Source organism: Kitasatospora sp. NPDC002965, assembly GCF_040611255.1.
In the GTDB taxonomy this organism is placed as follows: domain Bacteria; phylum Actinomycetota; class Actinomycetes; order Streptomycetales; family Streptomycetaceae; genus Kitasatospora.
In genome coordinates this window covers 23,008-43,198 of record NZ_JBEXNT010000010.1, presented here as the reverse complement: position 1 = coordinate 43,198, position 20,191 = coordinate 23,008, and the positions used below count along the sequence as shown (strand labels likewise).

The following is a 20,191-nucleotide window of genomic DNA, read 5'->3' as shown; positions in this document are numbered from 1 at the left end:
CAACATCACTATGCTCTCTTTAATGTTCCGTGGGCAAATCTTTAAGGGAAGTTCCCTCGCGAGAGTGATATGCAGTCATATTGATCCGAGGAATTCGCCGAGAATGGGGCGCGGACGGCGCTCAGAGCGCGAGCCGGCCGCCGATCACGTACCAGTGACCGCCCGCGCCCAGGTGGTCGACGAGTGCGCGCTGGACGGCGGTGTCGCGGGGGAGCGAGGCGAGGGGCTGCCCGGCGTCGCCGAAGACGTAGCGGAGCGGATTGGTGTCCTCGGGCTCCGGGGGGCCGCCGGGGCGGCACAGCGGGACGAACCGCCGCTGGAACCGCACGATGTTCGAGTCGTCGGGCAGGTAGTGCCCGAGCTGGGGGTCCAGCAGCCAGGAGAAGATGCAGGCCGCCCGGTACGGCTCGGCGGGGAAGTGGGCGGGGAAGAACGCCCGGGCCCGCTCCAGCGAGCGGTCGCAGGCCGCGGGGGAGAGCGGGCCGGAACTGTCGGGGACGTGCAGCTGGAGGATCCACTCGCCGAGGCCCGCCGCCCGTGCGGCCTCGGCGACCCGGGCGTCCGGTCCGCCGTCGCCGGTCGTGCTCCTGCGCTGGAACTGGAGCCGGCCGAGCTGGAACAGCTCGCCGCGGAAGTGCAGTGTCAGCCAGGAGGGGCTGCCCAGCCCGGTGGGCCGTCCGCGCCACCGGCTCACCGCGAGCTGCCGGCCGAGATCGGCCAGGGTGGTCCGGGTCACCTCCGGCGCGACTCCCAGCGTCCGGTGGTACGCCCGGGTGTGCGGTGCCAGGGCGACGAACAGCAGGGTGGAGAGCAACCCGCCGCCGTCGGTGCCGGCCGGCCAGTCGGGGGTGAGCCCGGACGGCCGCCCGAGCGTTCCGACCGCCGCGGTCTGGAGGTGCAGCATCTCCTCGAAGACGGTCCGCAGGCCGCGGTCCCGGGCCAGCCGCGACCGCGCGGCCAGCACTCCGTTCACCGCGTCGAACGGGACGGCCAGTTCCAGCAGCGCGTCCGCCAGTTCCTCGTCCGCCGGCAGGTACTGCTCCACGGTTCCTCCTCGGTGCGCGGCCCGCTCGGCCGTCCGAGCGGGGCGACCGGGTGACCCTATCGACCGGCGGGGTGTCCGGGCGCGGGGTGTCCGGGCGCGGGGAACCGGGCCCGCGCGGTCGGCCGGGTGAGGGCCGGCGCCGACCGCGCCCGTGAGGTCAGCGCGCCCGGCCGCCCGCGCGGCGGTCGCGCAGCGCCCGGAGCGCCCGTCGAACCGTCCGGGTGGCCACCGGCGGGAGGAGGTCGAGCAGCAGTCGTCGGGGGGTCGACCGCGGCGCCGCGCCCGACCGTACGGCGTTGTTCAGCCGGACGACCGGTACCCCGGCGATGGTGTCCTCGTCCACGGTGAAGCCCTCGGCCCGCCAGTCCCGGGCCAGCAGGATCCGACGGACCGCCTCGGCGTCGCCCCACGTCCCGTAGAACTTCATCGGCGTGAGCAGCACCGGCCGCAGCCCGCCCGTGAACACCGCCTGCCAGACCGCCGCCGAGACGCCGGGGGTGTGCTCCGAGCGGTAGTCGTCCAGGACCACCAGGCCGTCCTCGGCGAGTGCCGCCCGCGCCACCTCGATGTCCCCGGCCACGTGCTCGTACAGGTGGGAGGCGTCGACGTGGACGAAGCGGCAGCTGTCGGCCGGGATCCGGCCGTCGGCCAGCACCGACGTCGGCGCCTGGACGATCTCGGGCAGCCGCGGGTGGAAGGCCAGGTAGTTCGCCTCGAACGCGGCCCTGGTGAGCGAGGTCCGGTACGACATCGTCATCTCGGCGGCGTTGTCGGCGTCGCCGGCCTCGGAGTCGAAGAGGTCGCAGACCGTCAGCCGCTCGCCCGGCCGCAGGTGGTCGCCGAGGAGGACGGCGCTGCGGCCGAGGTAGGTCCCGAGTTCGAGGATGTCGCCGGTGCGTCCGGCCGTGCTCTGGGCGGCGAGCAGGTGGCGGAAGGCCTCCTGGTCGAGCCGGAAGAACCAGCCGGGGATGGCGTCCCGGCTCGGGGCCGGGCGGGGTGCCGCCGTGGTCGCGGTCGCGGTCGCGGTCGTGGCGGCGGGGCCGGTGGCGGTGTCGGCACTGGGCACGGCGGTCTCCCTGCGGACGGGGCGGAGCGTGCGCGGGCGGGGCCCGGCGAGCGGTTCACGCGCGGCAGTGCCCTGGTCCCGGGGGCGGACCGGCCGTGCTGCGAGGGCGTCATCATAGCGACGGGCGGGCGCCGCGGGGAGCCGTGCGGAAGGACTTTCCGCACGCGCCGGTCGGGCCCCGTGTTCATCCTCGCGTCACGGTGCGGACACCCCCGGGGGTCGTCCCGGCGTCCACGCGTCGCCGGGCGGGCGCCGCCCGGCTACCTCGCCGGACCGGAGCCCTCCAGCCGGGTGATCGTCTCCGCGAGCCAGGCCCGTTCCGCCGCGCCGGAGGCCCGGGCGACCAGCAGCATGCCGCGCCGGAACGGGTTGCCCTCCTGTTCGGCGGCGACCGGTCGGCCGTCCGCGTCGTAGAAGAAGCTGCTCGGCGCGTCCAGGAACGCCAGTCGCCGACGGAGCACGGCGGCCTGGCGGGCCGGGTCGGGGAGGCGGTGGAGGAAGGCGGCGACGGTGAAGAAGCGGATCTGGTCGGAGATCTCGGCCTCCTCCGGTTCGGCCAGCCGCCGCTCCAGTTCCTCCCGCCCCCCGGGGGTGAGCTCCAGGACCTGCCGGGGGACGGCTCCGCTGCCCGGCCTGCTGTGGCGCAGCAGCATCCCGGCCTTCTCCAGGCGGGTGATCGCGGGGTAGAGGGCGCCGTCGCTGACCGGTCGGACGTGGCCGGTCAGGCTGCGGATCCGGGACTTCAGCTCGTAGCCGTGCAGCGGCTCCTCGTGCAGGAATCCGAGGATCGCGAGGGTCAGCACCGTCGCACGTCCTTCCGCCGTCGTGACGTCCGGTCGGGCCGGACACCCGCTCGTACGGGCTCTGAACGGGCGTCATGGTATCCCTTGCCGGGATGCATCGATTCGATGTATCTCTATTCGAGGCAAGCGCCCGCCGGGGCGCGGCGGAGCACGGGGAGACATCATGCGGGGGCACCTGCCACGACTGGTCGCGCTGGCGGGACCGGTCTACGGGGAACTGCTGTCCGGGGTGGTCGCCTCCGTCGTCGGCACCTTCTGGGTGGCCGGGCTGGGCGGGCCGGCCGTCGCCGCAGTCACGCTCGCCGGCACCGTGGAGAACCTGTTGCTCGGCCTGGTCCTAGTGGTCGTCTCGGGGACGACCCTGCGGCTCTCGCGGGCCCACGGCGCGGGCGACCGGGCCGAGGCCGGCCGGGTCGCAGGTGCCGCCTGGCGGCTCTGCGCCGTCGGCAGCGTCGCGATCGCCGTCCCCGGCTTCCTGTTCCGCGCACCGCTGGCCGACGCCTTCTTGGACGGCGAGGCCGCCGGGCTCGCGGCCGACTACCTCACGGTCGCGTTCCCCGCCTTCGTGCTGTTCTTCGGCCAGCGGATCGCCGACGAGCTGTTCAAGGGCACCGGCGACACCCGGACGCCGATGCGGACGGCCCTGCTCTCGAACGCGCTGCTGCTGGTCCTGGACCCGCTGCTGATCCTCGGTCCGGGCCCCTTGCCGGCCCTCGGCGTCACCGGCGCGGCCCTCGCCCTGACCGCCTCCCGGGCCGTGACCCTCGCGGTCACCGTGCTCCTCCGGCGCCGCCACCGGCTGCCCGCCCACCCGGACGGGCTGCTGCGGACGGCACGCCGGATCGCGGCCGCCGGTGCGCCGTTCGGTCTCGACTTCACCGCCCGGATGGGCGTCGGGACGGTCCAGCTCGGGCTGGTGGCCTCCTTCGGCGTGCCCGCCGTGGCCGGGTACGGGGTCGGCTACCGGGTGCTGCTGATCGTCACCATGGCCTTCTACGCCGTCCGGCAGGCCGCCGCGATCGAGGCCGCCCGGCTGGTCGGGGCCGGTGCCGCCGCCGGTGCCGTGCGCGCCCTCGGCCGCGACACCGCCCGGCTGGCCGGCGCGCTCGGCGGCGGTGCGGCCGTCCTCTGCGCGGTCACGGCGGTGCCGCTGGCCCGGCTCTTCACGGACGACCCGGCGGTGGCCGGCGAAGCGGTCGGATTCCTGCGGACGGCCGGGCTCTACCTGCTGCCGTACGCGCTGGTGGTCGCCCTCGGCGGGGTCCATCAGGCGGTCGGCGCCGGGCGCCCGCTGATGGTGTCCGTGCTGCTCGGCCTCACGGCGCAACTCGCCTCCGGCATCGCGCTGTCGGGCCCGTTCGGGGTGGCCGGCCTGTGGGCCGGGACGGCGGTCGGCGCGCTCGTCCAGCTGGCGCTGCTCCACGTCCTGACGGTCCGCCGCCGGCCGGCCGGGCCGCCGGAGGGGTCCGTGGAGTCCGCCGGGCCGCCCCCGGGGGGGGGCCCGCGGGGGGCCCCCCGGGGGGGCCCCCCGGCCGCGCCGCGGGGGCGCCGGGGGGGGCCGCGCGGGGGTCCCCCCCCGCGCGCCCCCCCCGGCGCCGGGGCGGGCCTCAGGCGGTGCGACCGTGCGGCAGGCGGGTGGCGAGCAGGGCGCCCGCGGCGGCGGTGGCGGCCAGGGCCCAGAGCGCCGGGCCCAGGGCGGTGACCAGCGGATGGCCCGCGGTCAGGGTGGCCGCGGTGGCCACACCGACGGCCGGACCGATGTTCATCGCGGTCTGCTGCAGCCCGCCCGCCACCCCGGCGTCGGCCGGCGAGGCGGCACGGACGATCGCCGCCGTCGCGGTGACCATCACCGTCCCGAACCCGGCGCCCAGCAGCAGGAAGGCCCCACCGATCGCGAGCACGCCGGTGGCCGGTCCGAACCCGGCGACCCCCAGGGCCCCGGCCACGATCGCCGACATCCCCGCCACGACCGTACGGCGCGGACCGTACCGGCGGGCCAGCACGGCGGAGGCCGGCGCGGACGCCACCATCGCCACCGCCAGTGGCAGGGACCGCACCGCGCTCGCGAGCGGGTCGAGGGCGAGGACGTCCTGGAGGAAGTAGGTGCCGAGGAAGATCGTGCCGAAGAGCGCGGCCGAGGCGGTCGACAGCACGCCGAGGGCCGCCGTCACCGTGGTCGAGCCGATCACGGCCGGTGGCAGCAGCGGGCGCGCGGTGCGCCGCTCGTGCCGGAGGAAGGCGGCTCCCAGCGCGGCGGCCGCGGCGAGGCCGAGCCAGGTGCCGGCCGTCCAGCCCCGGTCGGGGATCCCGGTCAGGGCGAAGGCCAGGCAGGACAGCGTCGCCCCCAGCAGCGCGGCGCCGGGGAGGTCCAGCCCGGCGGTGCGGTCGCCGGGCGCGTGCGGGAGCCGGACGAACAGGGCGGCGGCGCCGGCCGCGAGGGCGGGCGGGACGGTGAGGACGAAGACGGACCGCCAGCCGAAGTGGGTGGTCAGCGCACCGCCGACGACCGGGCCGGCGGCGGCCGCCAGGCCGATCGCGCTGGTGCGCAGCGCGATCGGCGTGCCGAGCCGGTCGGCGGGGTAGGCGGCCCGCAGCAGTCCGAGGGTGGCGGGCTGGAGCAGTGCGCCGGCCACTCCCTGGGCGACCCGCAGGGCGATCACCCAGCCGATGTCGGGCGCCAGGGCGATCCCCGCGGAACTGGCGGCGAACCCGAGCACGCCGACGGCGAAGACCCGCTGGTGTCCGTAGCGGTCGCCGAGCCGCCCGGCGAAGACCAGCAGGCTGGCCACGGTGATGAGGTACGCGGTGCTGGTCCACTGCACGTCGGAGAGGGAGGCGTCGAGGTCGCGTCGGAGGCTGGGCTGGGCGACGGTGAGCACCGTCCCGTCGAGGGCCACGACGGCGGCCCCGGTGATGCTGCCGGCCAGGGTGAGGCGCTGCCGGGTGGCCGCGTTCACCGGGGCTCCGGGCCGAGGTGGGCGTCGAGGGCGGCGCGCAGCAGCGGTTCGAGGGTGTCGGTTCCGGTGACGAGCCGCAGGGTGCCCCAGGCGCGGAGCTGGGCGAGGCCGTGGAGGTTGGCCCAGAACGCCGCCGCGGCGGTGACGGGGTCGGGCACGCCGGCCGGGTCCGGGACGCCGGGCGGGGTGGCGGCGTACGGCCCGGGCCCGCCGGTGCGGCCCGCGGTGTCCGGGCGGGCCTCGGCGACCAGGCGGGCGATGACCTCGAAGAGCGGCAGGGTGGTCCGCCGCAGGTCGGAGCCGCTGCCCTCCAGCACGTCGTGGCGGAACATCAGCTCGAACATGCCGGGCTGGGCGGCCGCGAAGTCGAGGTAGCCGCGGGCCAGCCGGCCGAGCGCCGCCCGGGCGGCGGCGGGGCCGCCTGCTCCGACCGGGTCCGGGTCCGCGGCCGGCCCGGCGAGGCCGAGCGAGGCGGCCAGGTCGTCGAAGCCGCGCCGGGCGATGGCCGCGAGCAGTTCGACGTGGGTGGCGAAGTAGCGGCGGGGGGCGCCGTGCGAGACGCCGGCCTGGCGGGCGATCTCGCGCAGGGTGAGGGCGTGCACGCCCTCGCGGGTCACCAGCTCGACGCCGGCCGTCACCAGGCGCCCGCGCAGGCCGGTGGTGGAGTCCTGATCGGTCATGGACACTGTCTACCAAGATCGAGTAGACATTGTCTACTCGCGGTCGGAGCGGGTCGGCGGGCAGAATCGGCGGCATGGACGAAGGCGGCGAGCCGGCCTGCTGGCTGGACCGGGTGTGCGAGGAGTGCGGGCGCCTGCGGGAGCGTCCCGGACCGGGGCCCTGTGAACACTGCGGCACCGGCGCCGGGCCGGTCGGCGGCGCGGATCCCGGCGCGCGCGCCGGTGCGGACGCACGGACGGACGGAGGAACGGACGGCGTCACGGACACCGCGCCGGACGGGGAACGCCCCGGGGCGGGTCACCGTCGGTGACCCGCCCCGGGAACGGACGTGGGAACGAGCGGGGCGTCAGCGCGACAGCCCGTCGAGCGTCTGGCCCGAATCGGCCGCCGTGGAGCCCGGCGTCGGCGTGCCGGGCGGGATCTGCTCGGCGTCCGGAACCGTCGGCCCGGCCTCCTGGGCCGGTGCCCCGCCCTGCCCGGGGAGGTGCGCGGGCCCCGAGCCGGGCGCGCGGGTCGGTACCCACCGCTGACGTCCCAGCACCGTGCCGAGCCGTTCGACGGCCGGTTGCGTGTAGCGTGCGGCCAGCGGCCCGGTGACCACCAGGATCAGCACGTACGCGGTCGCCAGCGGGCCGAGGCCGGGCTCGATGCCCGCGGTGACGGCCAGGCCGGCGATGACGATCGAGAACTCCCCGCGTGACACCAGTGCCCCGCCGGCCCGCCACCGGCCCCGCGTGGCGATTCCCGCGCGCCGCGCCGCCCAGTAGCCGGTCGCGACCTTGGTGAGCGCGGTGACCACGGCCAGCAGCAGGGCCGGCAGCAGGACCGGCGGAATGCTGGTCGGGTCGGTGCTGAGACCGAAGAACACGAAGAACACCGCGGCGAAGAGGTCCCGCAGCGGGCTGAGCAGGATGTGCGCGCCCTCCGCGGCCTCGCCGGACAGGGCGATGCCGACCAGGAAGGCGCCGACCGCGGCCGACACCTGGAGCTGCTGGGCGATGCCCGCGACCAGCAGGGTCAGCCCGAGGACCACCAGCAGCAGCTTCTCCGGGTCGTCGTGCGAGACGAACCGCGAGATCAGGCGCCCGTAGCGGAGGGCGACGAAGAGCACCGCGCCGGCCGTGGCCAGGGCGATGGCCAGTGTGACGGAGCCCGCGAGCAGGCCCGCGCCGGCCAGCAGCGCGGTCAGGATCGGCAGGTAGACCGCCATCGCCAGGTCCTCCAGCACCAGGATGCTGAGGATCACCGGGGTCTCCCGGTTGCCGAGCCGTCCGAGGTCGCCGAGCACCTTGGCGATGACTCCCGAGGACGATATCCAGGTCACCCCGGCCAGCACCACCGCCGCCACCGGGCCCCAGCCGAGCAGCAGCGCGGCCACCGCCCCGGGTGTCGCGTTGAACAGGAAGTCCACGGCGCCGGCCGGGTACTGGGCCTTGAGGTTGGTCACCAGATCGGCGGCCGTGTACTCCAGGCCCAGCATCAGCAGCAGCAGGACGACGCCGATCTCGGCGCCGGTGGCCACGAACTCCTCGCTGGCGCTCAGCGGCAGCAGCCCGCCCTTGCCGAACGCCAGCCCGCCGAGCAGGTAGAGCGGGATCGGGGAGAAGCCGTAGCGTCCGGCGATCCGCCCGAGCAGGCCGAGGACGAGGATGACGGAGCCGAGCTCGATGAAGACGGTGGCGGTGTGCATCCGATCACTCCCGATCCAGGATCGCGGCCGCCGTGTCGACGCCCTCGCGGGTGCCGATGACGATCAGGATGTCGCCGCCGGCCAGCCGGAAGTCGGGTGTGGGGGAGGGCACGGCGCCGGTGCGCCGCAGGACGGCGACGATCGAGGCACCGGTCTCGGTGCGCATCCGGGTCTCGCCGAGCAGCCGCCCGTTCCAGTACGAGGCGCCCTCGACCGGGAGCCGCTCGGCGACCAGGCCGAGGTCGGTGGTGTGCAGCAGGCCCGGGCTGTGGTGAGCGGGCGTCAGGGCGTCGACCAGGGCGGCGGACTCCTCGGCGGTGAGCCGGAACGCCTGGGAGCAGGCGTCCGGGTCGTCCGAGCGGTAGACGTTCAGACTGCGCGCACCGTCCCGGTGGGCGATCACGGACAGGTGCCGTTGTTCTCGGGTGGTGAGGTCGTACTGGACGCCGACACCGGGCAGCGGGGTGGTCCGGACACGGGGGATCGACACGGCGGCTGTCCTCTCGTCAGGGTGCTCCGCGGGGCTGCGTGTGGCGCGGGCGCGCCGGAGCACAGAGGAACGCCGGCGCCTGACCGCGTGTGACACGCGAACGCGCAACCGGATCAATAGTAATGAGTATGTAAAGTCCGAAAATGACACCCCGGTCCGAGGGGCCGAAAACGACACCTCGAACCGGGGGAGACGGCCTGCCGGGAAGCGGTCCGCCGGTCGGGACGGGACCGCCGGAACGGCGGCCCTACTGGGGCGGCTGGTCGCGCAGCTGGTCCTTCACCTTCTCCTGGGCCGTGTCGACGTGGCCGCTGTACTTGCCCTGCGTCCGGTCGTCGACCATGTCACCGCCCTTGTCGACGGCCTTCTCGGCCTGGCTCTCGTGGCCTTTCAGCATCTGCTTGAGCTTGTCCATCATGGACATGTGGTCACACTCCTGGATGAGACGGCCCCACTCCCTCCAGCATCACCGCGCACCGGAGTGTCCGCATCCGGTCAGCTTGCGCGCCGGGGTTGGCAAGGCGGCGAGGAACATGTCAAATCGGGAGTCCCACGGACCGTCGGAAGGACTCGCCTTGAACGTTCGGACCGGTCGCCAGGCCGCCACGCCCCGCCCCCGGGCCGCCACCGCCCGCCGCACGGCGGGCGCCGCGCTGGCCGTCGCGACGCTGGTGACCCCGCTGCTGCTGGTCGGCACCGGCACCGCCACCGCAGACTCGGACCCGGCCCGCAAGGGGGCCAAGCTGGCCGCGCGGCTGGTCGACGACAGCAGCGCGGACGAGGCCTTCGAGACCCTGGAGGCGTTCCAGCGCTTCGCCGACCGCAACGGCGGCAACCGGGTGGCCGGCGCGCGCGGCCACGAGCAGTCCGCCGGCTACGTCTACGAGCAGGCCCGCCGGGCCGGCCTGAAGGTGTCGAAGCAGGAGTTCGAGTACACCTTCTTCCAGGCCCTGTCCGAGCGGTTCGCCGTGGTCTCCCCGCAGGCCGAGGAGCTGACGGTGCGGACCATGACCTACTCGGTGAGCGGCCCTGCGGGCGGCCTGACCACCGGGCTCGCGGTCGTTCCGGTGGATGCCACGACCGGCTGCGAGGCCACCGACTACGCCGCCGGCACGGTCACCGGCAAGGTCGCCCTGATCCGCCGCGGCGGGTGCAGCTTCGCCGTCAAGGCGGCCGCGGCGGCCGACGCCGGCGCGGCCGGGGCGATCGTCTACAACAACACCGCGGGCGACCTCAACGGCACCCTCGGCGACCCGGCCGCCGGCCGGATCCCGACCGGCGGCATCTCCCAGGCCGCCGGTGAGGCCCTCGCCGCCAAGGCCGCGGCCGGCCCGGTGACCGTCGCCCTGGACATCCGCACGTTCATGGAGAAGCGCAAGACCTGGAACGTCTTCGCGGAGACCCGCGGCGGCGACGAGGACAACACCGTGGTCGTCGGCTCCCACCTCGACTCCGTGGTGACCGGGCCCGGCATCAACGACAACGGCTCGGGCTCGGCCGGCATCCTGGAGGTCGCGAAGAACCTCGGCACCCGGCCGGTGAAGAACAAGGTGAAGTTCGCCTGGTGGTCCGCCGAGGAGTTCGGCCTCAAGGGCTCCGAGGCCTACGTGACGTCGCTGTCCGAGGCCGAGAAGAAGAAGATCAAGCTCTACCTGAACTTCGACATGATCGCCTCGCCCAACTCCGCCCAGTTCGTCTACGACGGCGACGACTCCGACCACGTCGGCTCGGGCCCCGGCCCGGCCGGCTCCGCGCAGCTCGAACGCCACATCACCGACTTCCTCGACGACTGGGACGTCCCGCACGAGGGCACCGACTTCACCGGCCGCTCCGACTACGGACCGTTCATCGAGGCGGGCATCCCGGCCGGCGGCACCGACACGGGCGCCGAGGTGATCAAGACCGCCGAGCAGGCCGCACGCTACGGCGGCACCGCCGGGGTGGCCTTCGACAAGTGCTACCACAAGGCCTGCGACGACCTGGAGAACCTCGACCTCGCCGCCTTCGACGTCAACATCGCCGTGATCGCGAACGCCGTCGGCACCTACGCGTGGGACCTCTCCTCGCTGTACGCGCCGGTCGCGCCGCAGCACACCGACGGCCAGGCCGGCAGCGGCGGCGGCCTCCAGGAGGGCCACGCCCACGAGGTCGAGGCCTGACCGCACCGGTGGAACCCGGGGCCCGGCCCCGGCCCCGGAGGGCTGCTGCCCGAGGGGGCCGAGGCCCCGCCCGCCTCCGCGCCCGACCCGGCCCGGTCCCCCCTCCCGCCCCGTGCGGACGGGGGGCCGGGCCGGAGTCGTGGGCGCCCCGGCCGCGGGCGCCCCACCGCCCGGGGCGCCGGTCGGGGCCCGATGGGTGCGACGCCGGGGCGCCTGACACCATGGCACGGAGATCACGTCACCGTGACACCCTCGGAGGAGTCAGCACCATGAGCAGCACGCACTACGACGTCGTCGTCCTCGGCGCGGGCCCCGGCGGCTACACCGCGGCCGTCCGCGCGACCCAGCTCGGCCTGAAGGCCGCCGTCATCGAGTCGAAGTACTGGGGCGGGGTCTGTCTCAACGTCGGTTGCATCCCCTCCAAGGCACTGCTGCGCAACGCCGAGCTCGCGCACATCGTCACCAAGGAGGCCAAGACCTTCGGTATCAGGATCGAGGGCCAGGTCACCTTCGACTACAGCGAGGCCTTCAAGCGCAGCCGCACCGTCGCCGACGGCCGCGTCAAGGGCGTCCACTACCTGATGAAGAAGAACGGCATCACCGAGTACGACGGCCGCGGCACCTTCGTCGACGACCGCACCCTCCAGGTCGCGCTGAACGGCGGCGGCTTCGAGATCGTCACCTTCGACCACTGCATCATCGCCGCCGGTGCCTCCACCCGGCTGCTCCCCGGCACCGGCCTCAGCGACCGCGTGGTCACCTACGAGGAGCAGATCCTCACCGAGGACCTGCCCGGCAGCATCGTCATCGCGGGCGCGGGCGCGATCGGCGTCGAGTTCGCCTACGTGCTCCACAACTACGGCGTGAAGGTCACCATCGTCGAGTTCCTCGACCGGATGGTGCCGCTGGAGGACGCCGAGGTCTCCGCCGAGCTCGCCAAGCAGTACCGCAAGCTCGGCATCGAGGTGCTCACCTCCACCCGCGTCGACTCGATCGACGACAAGGACCCGGCGGCCAAGGTCCGCGTCACCGTCACCGCCAAGGACGGGCAGCAGAAGGTCCTGGAGGCCGACAAGGTCCTCCAGGCGATCGGCTTCGCGCCGCGCGTCAACGGCTACGGCCTGGAGAACACCGGCGTCAGGCTCACCGAGCGCGGTGCGATCGCCGTCGACGGGCGCGGCCGGACCAACGTCGAGCACATCTTCGCCATCGGTGACGTCACCGCCAAGCTGATGCTGGCCCACGCCGCCGAGGCGATGGCCGTCATCGCGGCCGAGACCATCGCCGGTGCGGAGACCATGGAGCTGGACTTCGCGATGATCCCGCGCGCCACCTACTGCCAGCCGCAGATCGCCAGCTTCGGCTACACCGAGGTGCAGGCCCGCGAGCTCGGCTACGACGTCAAGGTCGCCAAGTTCCCGTTCACCGCCAACGGCAAGGCCCACGGCCTCGGCCACCCGATCGGCTTCGTCAAGGTCATCAGTGACGGCAAGCACGGCGAGCTGCTCGGCGCCCACCTGATCGGGCCCGAGGTCACGGAGCTGCTGCCGGAGCTGACCCTGGCCCAGCAGTGGGACCTCACCGTGCACGAGGTGGCCCGCAACGTCCACGCCCACCCGACCCTCGGCGAGGCGGTCAAGGAGGCGATCCACGGGCTGGCCGGGCACATGATCAACATGTGATTCCGGATCCGGTTGCGGGTCTCGTCCCGGATCCGGGACGAGACCCGGGCCCGGGCGCCGGGGGGCCCGACCGGGCGGGGCCTGATCCCGGGGCGGCCCCGCCCGGATCCCGGGCTCAGTCCCGCGACACGGCGACGCCGGAGGCTTCGGCGCCTGCGGTCTCCACACCTGCGGTCCCGGTGTCGGCCGCCGCGGGGCCGGCGGCGAGCGTGGTGATCGTGGTGAGGCGCTTGGTGGCCCGGGTCAGGGCGACGTAGAGGTCCCGCTCCCCGCCGGGGTGCGCCCCGGTGATCCCGGTGGGATCGACGACCACGACACCGTCGAACTCCAGACCCCGCGCCTGGGAGGCCGGCACCAGCTGGACCGGGCCGGGCAGGACGGCGGCGAGCTCCGCGACCCGGTCGTCGGCGCAGACCACCCCGACCAGGTCGCCGGGGTGCTCCCGGGCCTGGGCGTTGACCTCCCCGAGGACCGCGGCGGCCAGCGTGTCCGGCGCCGTGGCGACCGTACGCGGAGCCTCGCCGTGACGGATCGACCGGCTCGGTTGCTGGCCCGGGGCGATCCGGGCCAGCAGCTCGCGGGTGGTGGCGAGGATCTCCTCGGTGGTGCGGTAGCTGACGGTCAGGGTGTTGAGGGTGAACCGCGAGCCGAGCTGCGGGGTCAGCGCCTCCTCCCAGCCCCGCGCGGTCGTCGCCGGGCCCGCCTGCGCGAAGTCGCCGACCAGCGTCATCGACCGCGCCGGGCACCGACGGGCCACCATCCGCCACTGCATGGCGGTGAACTCCTGGGCCTCGTCGACCACCACGTGGCCGTAGGTGCGCTGCGGCGGCCCGTCGAGCAGGCAGGCGGCCTCGTCCAGCAGCGGCACGTCGGCGGCGGTCCACGGCGCGTTCGGCCTCCGTCGCAGGAGGCCCCGCTCCTCGGCGGTGAGCCGTGGCAGGTAGCGGGCCGTCACGTCGGGCCGGTCCAGCAGTTCCCGGACGACGTCCTCGGCCCCGAGACGGGGCCAGAGCTCCTCCACCGCGCGTTCGACGCCGAGGTCGTCCAGCAGGGCGGCCCGGACGGCGTCGGGGTCGAACACGTCGGTCGCGTCGACCACCGGCGGCCCGTCGAGGCCGAGCTGGCGCAGGTCCGCGGCGGCGGTCCGGTCGAGGTTGATGCCGGTGAGCTCGGCGACCTGGGCGTCGATGAGGTCCAGCACCGCCTCGGTGCCCCGCTCCAGCGCATCCGTGACGGCGTCGACCAGCTGTTCCTTGAACACCTGTCGGGCCTGGTTGTGGCCCAGGCCGGTGCGGGTGGCCACCTCCCGGCACCGGGCGACCTCCTGCTCCGTCAGCTCCACCCACTCCTGGCCCGACCGCACGGTGAAGCCGCCCTCCGGGGCCTGCCGGGAGCGCACCAGCTCCGCCAGCGCGTCGGCCAGCTCCGCGCCGCCCTTCAGCCGGGCCACGTCCGTGGCCTCCGTGGCGTCCGTGCCGCTCGGACCGTCCGCGGTCGCCGGCCGGATCCCGGCGAGGTCGGCGCAGGTGGCGAGCACGACGTCGTTCTCGCCGAGCGAGGGCAGCACCTGCGAGATGTAGTCGAGGAACCGCGTGTTCGGCCCGAGCACCAGCACACCGCGCTCCGCGGCCCTCGGGAACGCGTACAGCACGTAGGCGGCCCGGTGCAGGGCGACGACCGTCTTCCCGGTGCCGGGTCCGCCCTGCACCACCGTCACCCCCCGGTGCGCGGAGCGGACGATCGCGTCCTGTTCGGCCTGGAGAGTGGCGACCGCCGCGCCCATCCGGCCGGTCCGCCGCGCCTGCAACGCCTCGGTCAGCGGGCTGTCGCCGACCACGTCCTCCTCGGTGGGCGAGGACCCGTCCAGCAGCTCGTCGCTCACCCCGACGACGGTGCGGTCGGCCGTCCGCAGATGGCGGCGGCGCCGCAGGCCCATCGGGTGGACGGCCGTCGCCACGTAGAAGGGCCGTGCGGCGTCCGCCCGCCAGTCGACCAGGACCGGGAGATCGGCGTCCTCCACGTGCAGACCGATCCGTCCGATCCGCAGCGCGAAGCCGTCCCCGGCGTCGATCCGGCCGAAGACCAGTCCGTCCGCCGCGCCTTCCAGCCGGCGCGCCTCGGCGGCCCACCGGTGTGCGGCCAGCTCCCGCTCATGCACCTCGCCCGCGCTGCCGGGCACCGCCGCGAGTACCTGCGCCAACCGCGCCCGCGCGTCGGCGAGGCGTTCGTCGAGCAGCCCGTACACGGCCGACACCTCGGCCCGCTCGGCCTCCACCACACGCACGGTGCTGTCATTGACCTGCGACAAGACAGGTCCTCCTCTCGGTCCGGCGCACCACTATGCGGTGGATCCCCTCCGAACGAAAGCCTTGACTTCACTGGATTCCTGAGTCCTCCCGGGAGCGTCGGACCTCCGTGGCGCGTGGCCGGACTGACGGGTCGTCGTCCACGGCGGCGCGCCGGCCGGTACGCTCGCCGACGCCGAGATCGCCGCGGGGCCGTGGAACGCCCGCCCCTGGAACGCCCGCACCCGGACGCGCGGGAGAATGACCGGGTGACCGACACCACCCTCAACCTCTGGCGACAGCCCCTCGGCACCGTGCCCGAGGAAGTCTGGGACCGCACCGACCTGACGGTCCTGATCCTCGCCGAGACGGGCATCACCGAACTGCCGCCGACCGTAAGACGGTTGGGGAGACTTCGCACCCTCGACCTCGGCCACAACCGGCTCACCGCCGTACCCGAGGAGATCGGCGACCTCGCGGGGCTCACGGACTTCCTCTACCTGCACGACAACGCGCTCACCGGCCTCCCCGCGGCACTCGGCCGGCTCACCGCACTGCGTTACCTCAACGTCGGCGAGAACCGGATCGACCGGCTGCCGGACAGCCTCGGAGAGCTGACCGGCCTGGTCGAACTCCGCGCCCAGCACAACCGGCTCACCTCGCTGCCCGGCTCGCTCGGAGGACTCCGCGCCCTGCGGGAACTCTGGCTCCGGGGGAATGCGTTGACCACCCTGCCGCCGTCCTTCGCCGGGCTCGGTGAACTGCGTGAACTCGATCTCCGGGAGAACGCCCTCACCGCCGTCCCGGTGGCGCTGGCCGGCCTGCCGTTGCTGCGCAGGCTCGACCTGCGGGCCAACCTGATCACCGAACTACCGGACTGGCTGGCGGAGTTGCCTGCCCTGGAGAAGCTCGACCTGCGGTGGAACGACCTCGGGCCCGCGGCCCGCGTGCTCGGCGCCCTGGCCGAACGCGGGTGCGTCGTCCTCCGGTGAGGTCCGGCGTGGGGCGGCGGGCGGAAAGCCGCTCGCCGCCGTCCGGGGCCCCTGCTACCGTGGAACACATGAAGCGCGCTGCTGCCGTCCTCACGACGACGCCGGAGAGAGTCCCGGTGCGCTGACTGCTGACCTAGTCCGAAGCCCCGGGGCGAGTGCCCCGGGGCTTCGTCGTACCGGTCCACTCGCCCGCAGATCCGAGTGGAGACCGCCGCCATGAACCGCACCTCCGTGCCCGACCACGCCCACGCCGCGAGCAGCGGCCCGGTGACCGGTGACCGTGCCGACGACCACCGGCGGCTGGGCCGCGAGCTCGAACTCTTCGGAACCGACCCGCTCATCGGGGCCGGACTGCCGTACTGGCTGCCCGACGGGGCCGAGATCCGGCACACCCTGGAGGAGTTCGTCCGTGCCCGGGAACGCCGGGCCGGCTACCGCCACGTCTACTCGCCGGTGCTGGGCAAACGCGAGCTCTTCGAGATCTCCGGTCACTGGCAGCACTACCGCGAGGACATGTTCCCGCCGATGGACCTGGGAGCCGAGCAGGTCGTGCTGCGGCCCAGCCTCTGCCCGCACCACGCGCTGATCTACCGTTCCCGTGCCCGGAGTTACCGTGAACTTCCCCTGCGGATCGCCGAGCTGGGCGGCATGTACCGGTCCGAGCCGTCCGGTGTGCTCGGCGGGTTGACCAGGGTCCGGGCGATCCAACTGAACGACGCGCACGTCTTCTGCACCCCCGAGCAGGCGGGCGACGAGGCGGTCGCCGCACTGGAGCTGATCGGGGACGCGTACCGGGCGCTCGGGATCCGGCCGGTCCGCTACCGCCTCTCCCTGCCGGGCGCGGGCGGCAAGTACGTGGCCGATCCCGCACTGTGGGAGCGGGCCACCGCGCTGCTGACCGGGGTGCTGGAGCGCTCCGGGGTGCCGTACGAGGCGGCGGAGGGCGAGGCCGCGTTCTACGGCCCGAAGATCGACGTCCAGATCGCCGACGCCGCCGGCCGCGAGTCCACCCTCTCCACCGTGCAGATCGACTTCCACCAGCCGGAGCGGTTCGGGCTCCGGTACATCGGCCCGGACGGTGCCAGGCACCGCCCGGTGATGGTCCACCGCAGCGTGATCGGCAGCGTCGAGCGCGTGGTCGCGCACCTGATCGAGCTGTACGGCGGGGCCTTCCCGGCCTGGCTGGCCCCGACCCAGCTGGTCCTGCTGCCGCTCTCCGAGGGCGAGCGGCAGCAGGCCGAGCGGCTCCGCGCGCGGTGTCTGGACCGCGGGCTGCGCGCCGAGGTCGCCGGGCCCGACCGGGGGAGCCTGGGTGCCCGGATCCGTGCGGCCAGGCCGGCCCCGTACCTGGCGGTCATCGGGCCGCGGGAGGCGGCGGACGACCTCGTCGCCCTGCGGCTGCGGGACGGGCGGCGGCTCGATCCGCTGCCGGCCGCCGAGGCGCTGTCCCGGATCGGCGCTCTGGTGGGCGCGTGCAGCCTGGACCTGTGGGACGAGGAGCCCGCGGGCCGGGAGTCGGGCGGCTGACGAGGCCGCGGGCGCCCGGTACCCCGCCGGAGGCCCGGCGGGGTACCGGGTACCGGTCCGTGACGGGGTCTCGGCCGGCGCGGGCGAGCGGCGGACGGGCCGGCCGCGGTGCGGTCGTACACATATGACTAGCAGAGGTGTGCGGTGTGTCGGCCCGCCCGTACGGCCGGCCCGCCGTTCGATGGGGGCCGGCGGCCCGGGTCCGGGGCCGCCGACGTCCCCGACCCCGTCCCCGTGCACCGGGAGGTACCCCCATGCGCCTCGCCCCCAGGCTCACCGTCGCCACCCTCACCGCCGCCCTGACCCTCACGGCCGCGGCCGTCGCCGCCCCGGCGGCTCCCGCCGTCCACCGCCCGCTGCCCGTCCCGGACACGCGGTACTGCGCCGCGGTCGTCGGCCACGCCACCGCCGAGGACGACCTCGGACGGGCCTACACCGACGCCGTCTGCGACCTCCGGTTCTTCCGCAGCTGACGGACCCGCACCCGCTTCGGCGCCCGGGCCCCGGCCCGGGCGGTCGGTGTGCGCCGCGCCCTGCTCGGCCGGGTTCACGACGGGTCGCCGCGTTCGCCCCGACGGCCGGGCGGGGCGGCCCTACCCGGCTGGAAGCGGGCGGCGGGCGCCCGCGAACTCGCCGGCCCAGCGCGGCAGGTCGAGCACGCCCTCGACCCGGGCGATCAGCGTGCCGGTGCGCTCGGCGTGGATCATCGCGCCGTCGCCGGCCCAGAGGCCGACGTGGTGCAGCGGCGCGCCCGGGCGGGAGAAGAAGAGCAGGTCTCCGGGGAGCAGGTCGGCCCGTGCCACCGGAGCGGACCGGTGGTACTGGGCGACGGTGTAGTGCGCCAGCTCCACCGCACCGCCGCTCGCCCGGTACCAGCAGTACAGCGCCAGGCCGCTGCAGTCGAAGCCGACGGTGCTCTCACCGAGGCACCGGCCGTCGAGGTAGCCGTTCTCCTCGTCGCAGAAGCCGAGGCTCGCCCCCAGCCGGTCGCCGCCGCCCCAGGCGTACGGCACTCCGATCTGCGCGGTCGCCACGGTGGCCACCCGGCGCCCCAGAGCCTGCTCGGGGGAGTCGGCACGGGGCCGGACGGGGGCGGGTCGGGCGGGAGGGGCCGCGGCGGACGCGGTCCCGGCGCCCAGGGCGGGCGCGACGCCGGCCCCCAGCGCCAGCCCCAGGACGCGGCGGCGGCCCAATTCCGGTGTCGGCGGCGGAAACAGCACGAGAGCCTCCTCGGTCGTCGGCGGGCCACCAGGATCCCGGCCGGAGGCCGCGACCCGCCATCACCCGGAACGGTGAATTCTCCGGACACGGGTCCGCGGCCTTCCGGGTCGGCCTCGTTATTCGATTGACGGCCCGTGGGCGGCGTGCGAACGATGGGCGCGGCATCACCCGCGACCACTTCGGAGGACTTCGTGAGCAGCGCCGTCAAGTTGATCCGCAACCACCGGCTCACCCCGGCCGTGGACTACGCGTACGCGGCGGCGGTCGATGCGCCGGTCCGCTCGCTCTGGCTGGCCGGGGCCTGCCCGCTCGACGCCGAGGGCCGTACCGTCGCGGTGGGCGACCACGCCGGTCAGACCCACCAGGTGATGCGGAACCTGATCACCGTGCTGGAGGACGAGGGAGCGGCGCTCACCGACCTGGTCCGCACCACGGTGTACGTCGCCTCGGCCCGGCAGAGCGATCTGGTGGCGGTCTGGGAGGTCTACCGCGAGTACCTCGGCGACCACGACGTGCCGAGCACCCTGGTCGGGGTCACCGTCCTCGGGTACCACGACCAGCTCGTGGAGGTCGAGGCGGTCGCCGTCCTGGGGTGACGGGCGCGGGCGGTCCCGGTCCGGCCCGGTCGTCCGCCGCCGCCCGGTCCGCCCCGGCGGGGAGTTCACCTTGCGGTCGACAGGAGGGAGTCTCACCGTTCATACCGGACCGCATGGTCGGTATTCTCTGACGCTGAGTGTGCGGCGCCGCTGCCCGCTGCCCTGGTGGCGTGCCCGTGGGCGGCATCGGCGGCCGGGTAAGATACGGGCTGTTTGGTTTTGTTTCCTGGGTGGGAGTGGTCGTGATGGCGCGACAGGAGCGGGCGCTGCGGACGCGGCGGCTGATTCTGGAGGCGGCGGCCTCGGTGTTCGACGAGTCCGGCTACGAGGGGGCGACCATCGGCGAGGTGGTGGCCCGCGCGGGTGTGACCCGGGGCGCCGTCTACTTCCACTTCGCGTCGAAACGGGAGCTGGCCCAGGGCGTCATCGAGGCGCAGTACGCCAGCGAGGCCGTTCCCGAGCGGGCCTGCAAGCTTCAGGAGTTCGTGGACACGGGGATGGTCGTCACCCACCTGATCCCCACCGACCCGATGCTCAGCGCCGGTGTGAGGCTCTCGGTGGACCAAGGGGCGGACGGCAGCCTCGGCGTCGACGCGGCCCCCGGGTGGATAGCGCGCCTGGAGCGGTTGCTGGTGGCCGCGGGGGAGCGGGGCGAGCTGCTGCCGCACGTCGTGCCGGCCGACACGGCCGCGCTGATGACGGCGTCCTGGGTGGGGGTGCAGCTCCAGTCGCAGCGGTTCACCGGACGCGCGGACCTCGCCGTCCGGGTCGCCACGCTGTACCGGCACCTGATGCCGAGCATCGCCGTACCGGGCGTCCTGGCCTCGCTCGACCTGGCGGCGGACCGGGGCGCGCGGGTCGTCGCGGAGATGGCGGCCGCGGATCCGGCCGCTGCGGAGGAGACGGCAACCGACGTCGCCGAGGCACCAGAACCAAACAGCGTGTCCGGTTTTCCCGTGAAGCCCTGATCGCTCCGCCCGACTCCGTAGCGTCATCG

The 20,191-nt window shown here is 74.6% G+C and carries 18 protein-coding genes; 8 read left to right on the top strand and 10 right to left on the bottom strand.

The window, feature by feature from the left end:
* Nucleotides 1-121 precede the first annotated feature (121 nt).
* The 3 genes from ABZY91_RS06815 to ABZY91_RS06805 form a co-directional block, all read right to left on the bottom strand.
* Nucleotides 122-1,045: an acyltransferase domain-containing protein gene (locus tag ABZY91_RS06815; RefSeq protein ID WP_355400337.1), complete on the bottom strand. Its 924-nt coding sequence runs from the start codon at nucleotides 1,043-1,045 to the stop codon at nucleotides 122-124.
* Between the two features lie 157 nt (nucleotides 1,046-1,202).
* Nucleotides 1,203-2,111, bottom strand: a complete 909-nt coding sequence (locus ABZY91_RS06810) for a class I SAM-dependent methyltransferase (protein ID WP_355400335.1) — start codon at nucleotides 2,109-2,111, stop codon at nucleotides 1,203-1,205.
* 260 nt (nucleotides 2,112-2,371) lie between these two features.
* Nucleotides 2,372-2,914, bottom strand: coding sequence for a PadR family transcriptional regulator (locus ABZY91_RS06805; protein ID WP_355400333.1), 543 nt, complete (start codon nucleotides 2,912-2,914; stop codon nucleotides 2,372-2,374).
* A gap of 163 nt (nucleotides 2,915-3,077) precedes the next feature.
* Between ABZY91_RS06805 and ABZY91_RS06800 the strand changes: the two genes are divergently transcribed.
* A complete protein-coding gene (locus ABZY91_RS06800; protein ID WP_355400331.1) occupies nucleotides 3,078-4,616 on the top strand; it encodes an MATE family efflux transporter in 1,539 nt (512 codons plus the stop codon).
* On the opposite strand, the gene ABZY91_RS06795 is transcribed toward ABZY91_RS06800, so the two are convergent.
* The 5 genes from ABZY91_RS06795 to ABZY91_RS06775 form a co-directional block, all read right to left on the bottom strand.
* On the bottom strand, nucleotides 4,522-5,871 hold the full coding sequence (locus ABZY91_RS06795; RefSeq protein ID WP_355400329.1) for an MFS transporter: 1,350 nt from the start codon (nucleotides 5,869-5,871) through the stop codon (nucleotides 4,522-4,524). The two genes, ABZY91_RS06800 and ABZY91_RS06795, sit on opposite strands and share 95 nt — an antisense overlap.
* Nucleotides 5,868-6,551: a TetR/AcrR family transcriptional regulator gene (locus ABZY91_RS06790; RefSeq protein WP_355400327.1), complete on the bottom strand. Its 684-nt coding sequence runs from the start codon at nucleotides 6,549-6,551 to the stop codon at nucleotides 5,868-5,870. Before ABZY91_RS06790 ends, ABZY91_RS06795 begins: the two co-directional genes overlap by 4 nt.
* A 347-nt stretch (nucleotides 6,552-6,898) precedes the next feature.
* A complete protein-coding gene (locus tag ABZY91_RS06785; protein WP_329875770.1) occupies nucleotides 6,899-8,242 on the bottom strand; it encodes a cation:proton antiporter in 1,344 nt (447 codons plus the stop codon).
* Nucleotides 8,243-8,246: 4 nt separating this feature from the next.
* Nucleotides 8,247-8,732, bottom strand: a complete 486-nt coding sequence (locus tag ABZY91_RS06780) for a TrkA C-terminal domain-containing protein (protein ID WP_329950568.1) — start codon at nucleotides 8,730-8,732, stop codon at nucleotides 8,247-8,249.
* Nucleotides 8,733-8,979: 247 nt separating this feature from the next.
* Nucleotides 8,980-9,156, bottom strand: coding sequence for an antitoxin (locus ABZY91_RS06775; RefSeq protein ID WP_355400324.1), 177 nt, complete (start codon nucleotides 9,154-9,156; stop codon nucleotides 8,980-8,982).
* A 151-nt stretch (nucleotides 9,157-9,307) separates the two neighbouring features.
* Between ABZY91_RS06775 and ABZY91_RS06770 the strand changes: the two genes are divergently transcribed.
* Together ABZY91_RS06770 and lpdA are read left to right on the top strand one after the other, a co-directional pair.
* A complete protein-coding gene (locus tag ABZY91_RS06770) occupies nucleotides 9,308-10,891 on the top strand; it encodes a M28 family peptidase (RefSeq protein ID WP_355400322.1) in 1,584 nt (527 codons plus the stop codon).
* A gap of 269 nt (nucleotides 10,892-11,160) precedes the next feature.
* Nucleotides 11,161-12,573 (top strand): dihydrolipoyl dehydrogenase, encoded by a 1,413-nt coding sequence (gene lpdA / locus ABZY91_RS06765; protein ID WP_329950570.1) that lies wholly within the window; start codon nucleotides 11,161-11,163, stop codon nucleotides 12,571-12,573.
* Nucleotides 12,574-12,688: 115 nt separating this feature from the next.
* Here the strand turns inward: lpdA and ABZY91_RS06760 are convergent, their stop codons facing one another.
* Complete coding sequence (locus tag ABZY91_RS06760) at nucleotides 12,689-14,881, bottom strand: ATP-binding domain-containing protein (protein ID WP_355400320.1); 2,193 nt, start codon at nucleotides 14,879-14,881, stop codon at nucleotides 12,689-12,691.
* Between the two features lie 246 nt (nucleotides 14,882-15,127).
* On the opposite strand from ABZY91_RS06760, the gene ABZY91_RS06755 reads away from it, so the two are divergent.
* From ABZY91_RS06755 to ABZY91_RS06745, 3 genes are all read left to right on the top strand, one after another.
* Nucleotides 15,128-15,850, top strand: a complete 723-nt coding sequence (locus tag ABZY91_RS06755; protein WP_355400318.1) for a leucine-rich repeat domain-containing protein — start codon at nucleotides 15,128-15,130, stop codon at nucleotides 15,848-15,850.
* 216 nt (nucleotides 15,851-16,066) lie between these two features.
* A complete protein-coding gene (gene thrS / locus ABZY91_RS06750; RefSeq protein ID WP_355400316.1) occupies nucleotides 16,067-17,377 on the top strand; it encodes a threonine--tRNA ligase in 1,311 nt (436 codons plus the stop codon).
* A 254-nt stretch (nucleotides 17,378-17,631) separates the two neighbouring features.
* Complete coding sequence (locus ABZY91_RS06745) at nucleotides 17,632-17,850, top strand: hypothetical protein (protein ID WP_329875784.1); 219 nt, start codon at nucleotides 17,632-17,634, stop codon at nucleotides 17,848-17,850.
* 120 nt (nucleotides 17,851-17,970) lie between these two features.
* Here the strand turns inward: ABZY91_RS06745 and ABZY91_RS06740 are convergent, their stop codons facing one another.
* On the bottom strand, nucleotides 17,971-18,597 hold the full coding sequence (locus tag ABZY91_RS06740) for an NlpC/P60 family protein (protein WP_355400314.1): 627 nt from the start codon (nucleotides 18,595-18,597) through the stop codon (nucleotides 17,971-17,973).
* A 192-nt stretch (nucleotides 18,598-18,789) separates the two neighbouring features.
* On the opposite strand from ABZY91_RS06740, the gene ABZY91_RS06735 reads away from it, so the two are divergent.
* On the top strand, nucleotides 18,790-19,194 hold the full coding sequence (locus ABZY91_RS06735) for a RidA family protein (protein WP_329875788.1): 405 nt from the start codon (nucleotides 18,790-18,792) through the stop codon (nucleotides 19,192-19,194).
* 245 nt (nucleotides 19,195-19,439) lie between these two features.
* Nucleotides 19,440-20,162 carry a ScbR family autoregulator-binding transcription factor gene (locus ABZY91_RS06730; RefSeq protein WP_329875790.1) on the top strand — a complete coding sequence of 241 codons (723 nt, stop codon included), beginning with the start codon at nucleotides 19,440-19,442 and terminating at the stop codon, nucleotides 20,160-20,162.
* Nucleotides 20,163-20,191 lie beyond the last annotated feature (29 nt).

Bases quoted from the DNA above. Each gene is read 5' to 3' on its own strand.
- ABZY91_RS06800 (WP_355400331.1), top strand. From the start codon at position 3,078: ATGCGGGGGCACCTGCCACGACTGGTCGCGCTGGCGGGACCGGTCTAC.
- ABZY91_RS06790 (WP_355400327.1), bottom strand. From the start codon at position 6,551: ATGACCGATCAGGACTCCACCACCGGCCTGCGCGGGCGCCTGGTGACG.
- ABZY91_RS06785 (WP_329875770.1), bottom strand. From the start codon at position 8,242: ATGCACACCGCCACCGTCTTCATCGAGCTCGGCTCCGTCATCCTCGTC.
- ABZY91_RS06775 (WP_355400324.1), bottom strand. From the start codon at position 9,156: ATGTCCATGATGGACAAGCTCAAGCAGATGCTGAAAGGCCACGAGAGC.
- lpdA (WP_329950570.1), top strand. From the start codon at position 11,161: ATGAGCAGCACGCACTACGACGTCGTCGTCCTCGGCGCGGGCCCCGGC.
- thrS (WP_355400316.1), top strand. From the start codon at position 16,067: ATGAACCGCACCTCCGTGCCCGACCACGCCCACGCCGCGAGCAGCGGC.
- ABZY91_RS06745 (WP_329875784.1), top strand. From the start codon at position 17,632: ATGCGCCTCGCCCCCAGGCTCACCGTCGCCACCCTCACCGCCGCCCTG.
- ABZY91_RS06730 (WP_329875790.1), top strand. From the start codon at position 19,440: ATGGCGCGACAGGAGCGGGCGCTGCGGACGCGGCGGCTGATTCTGGAG.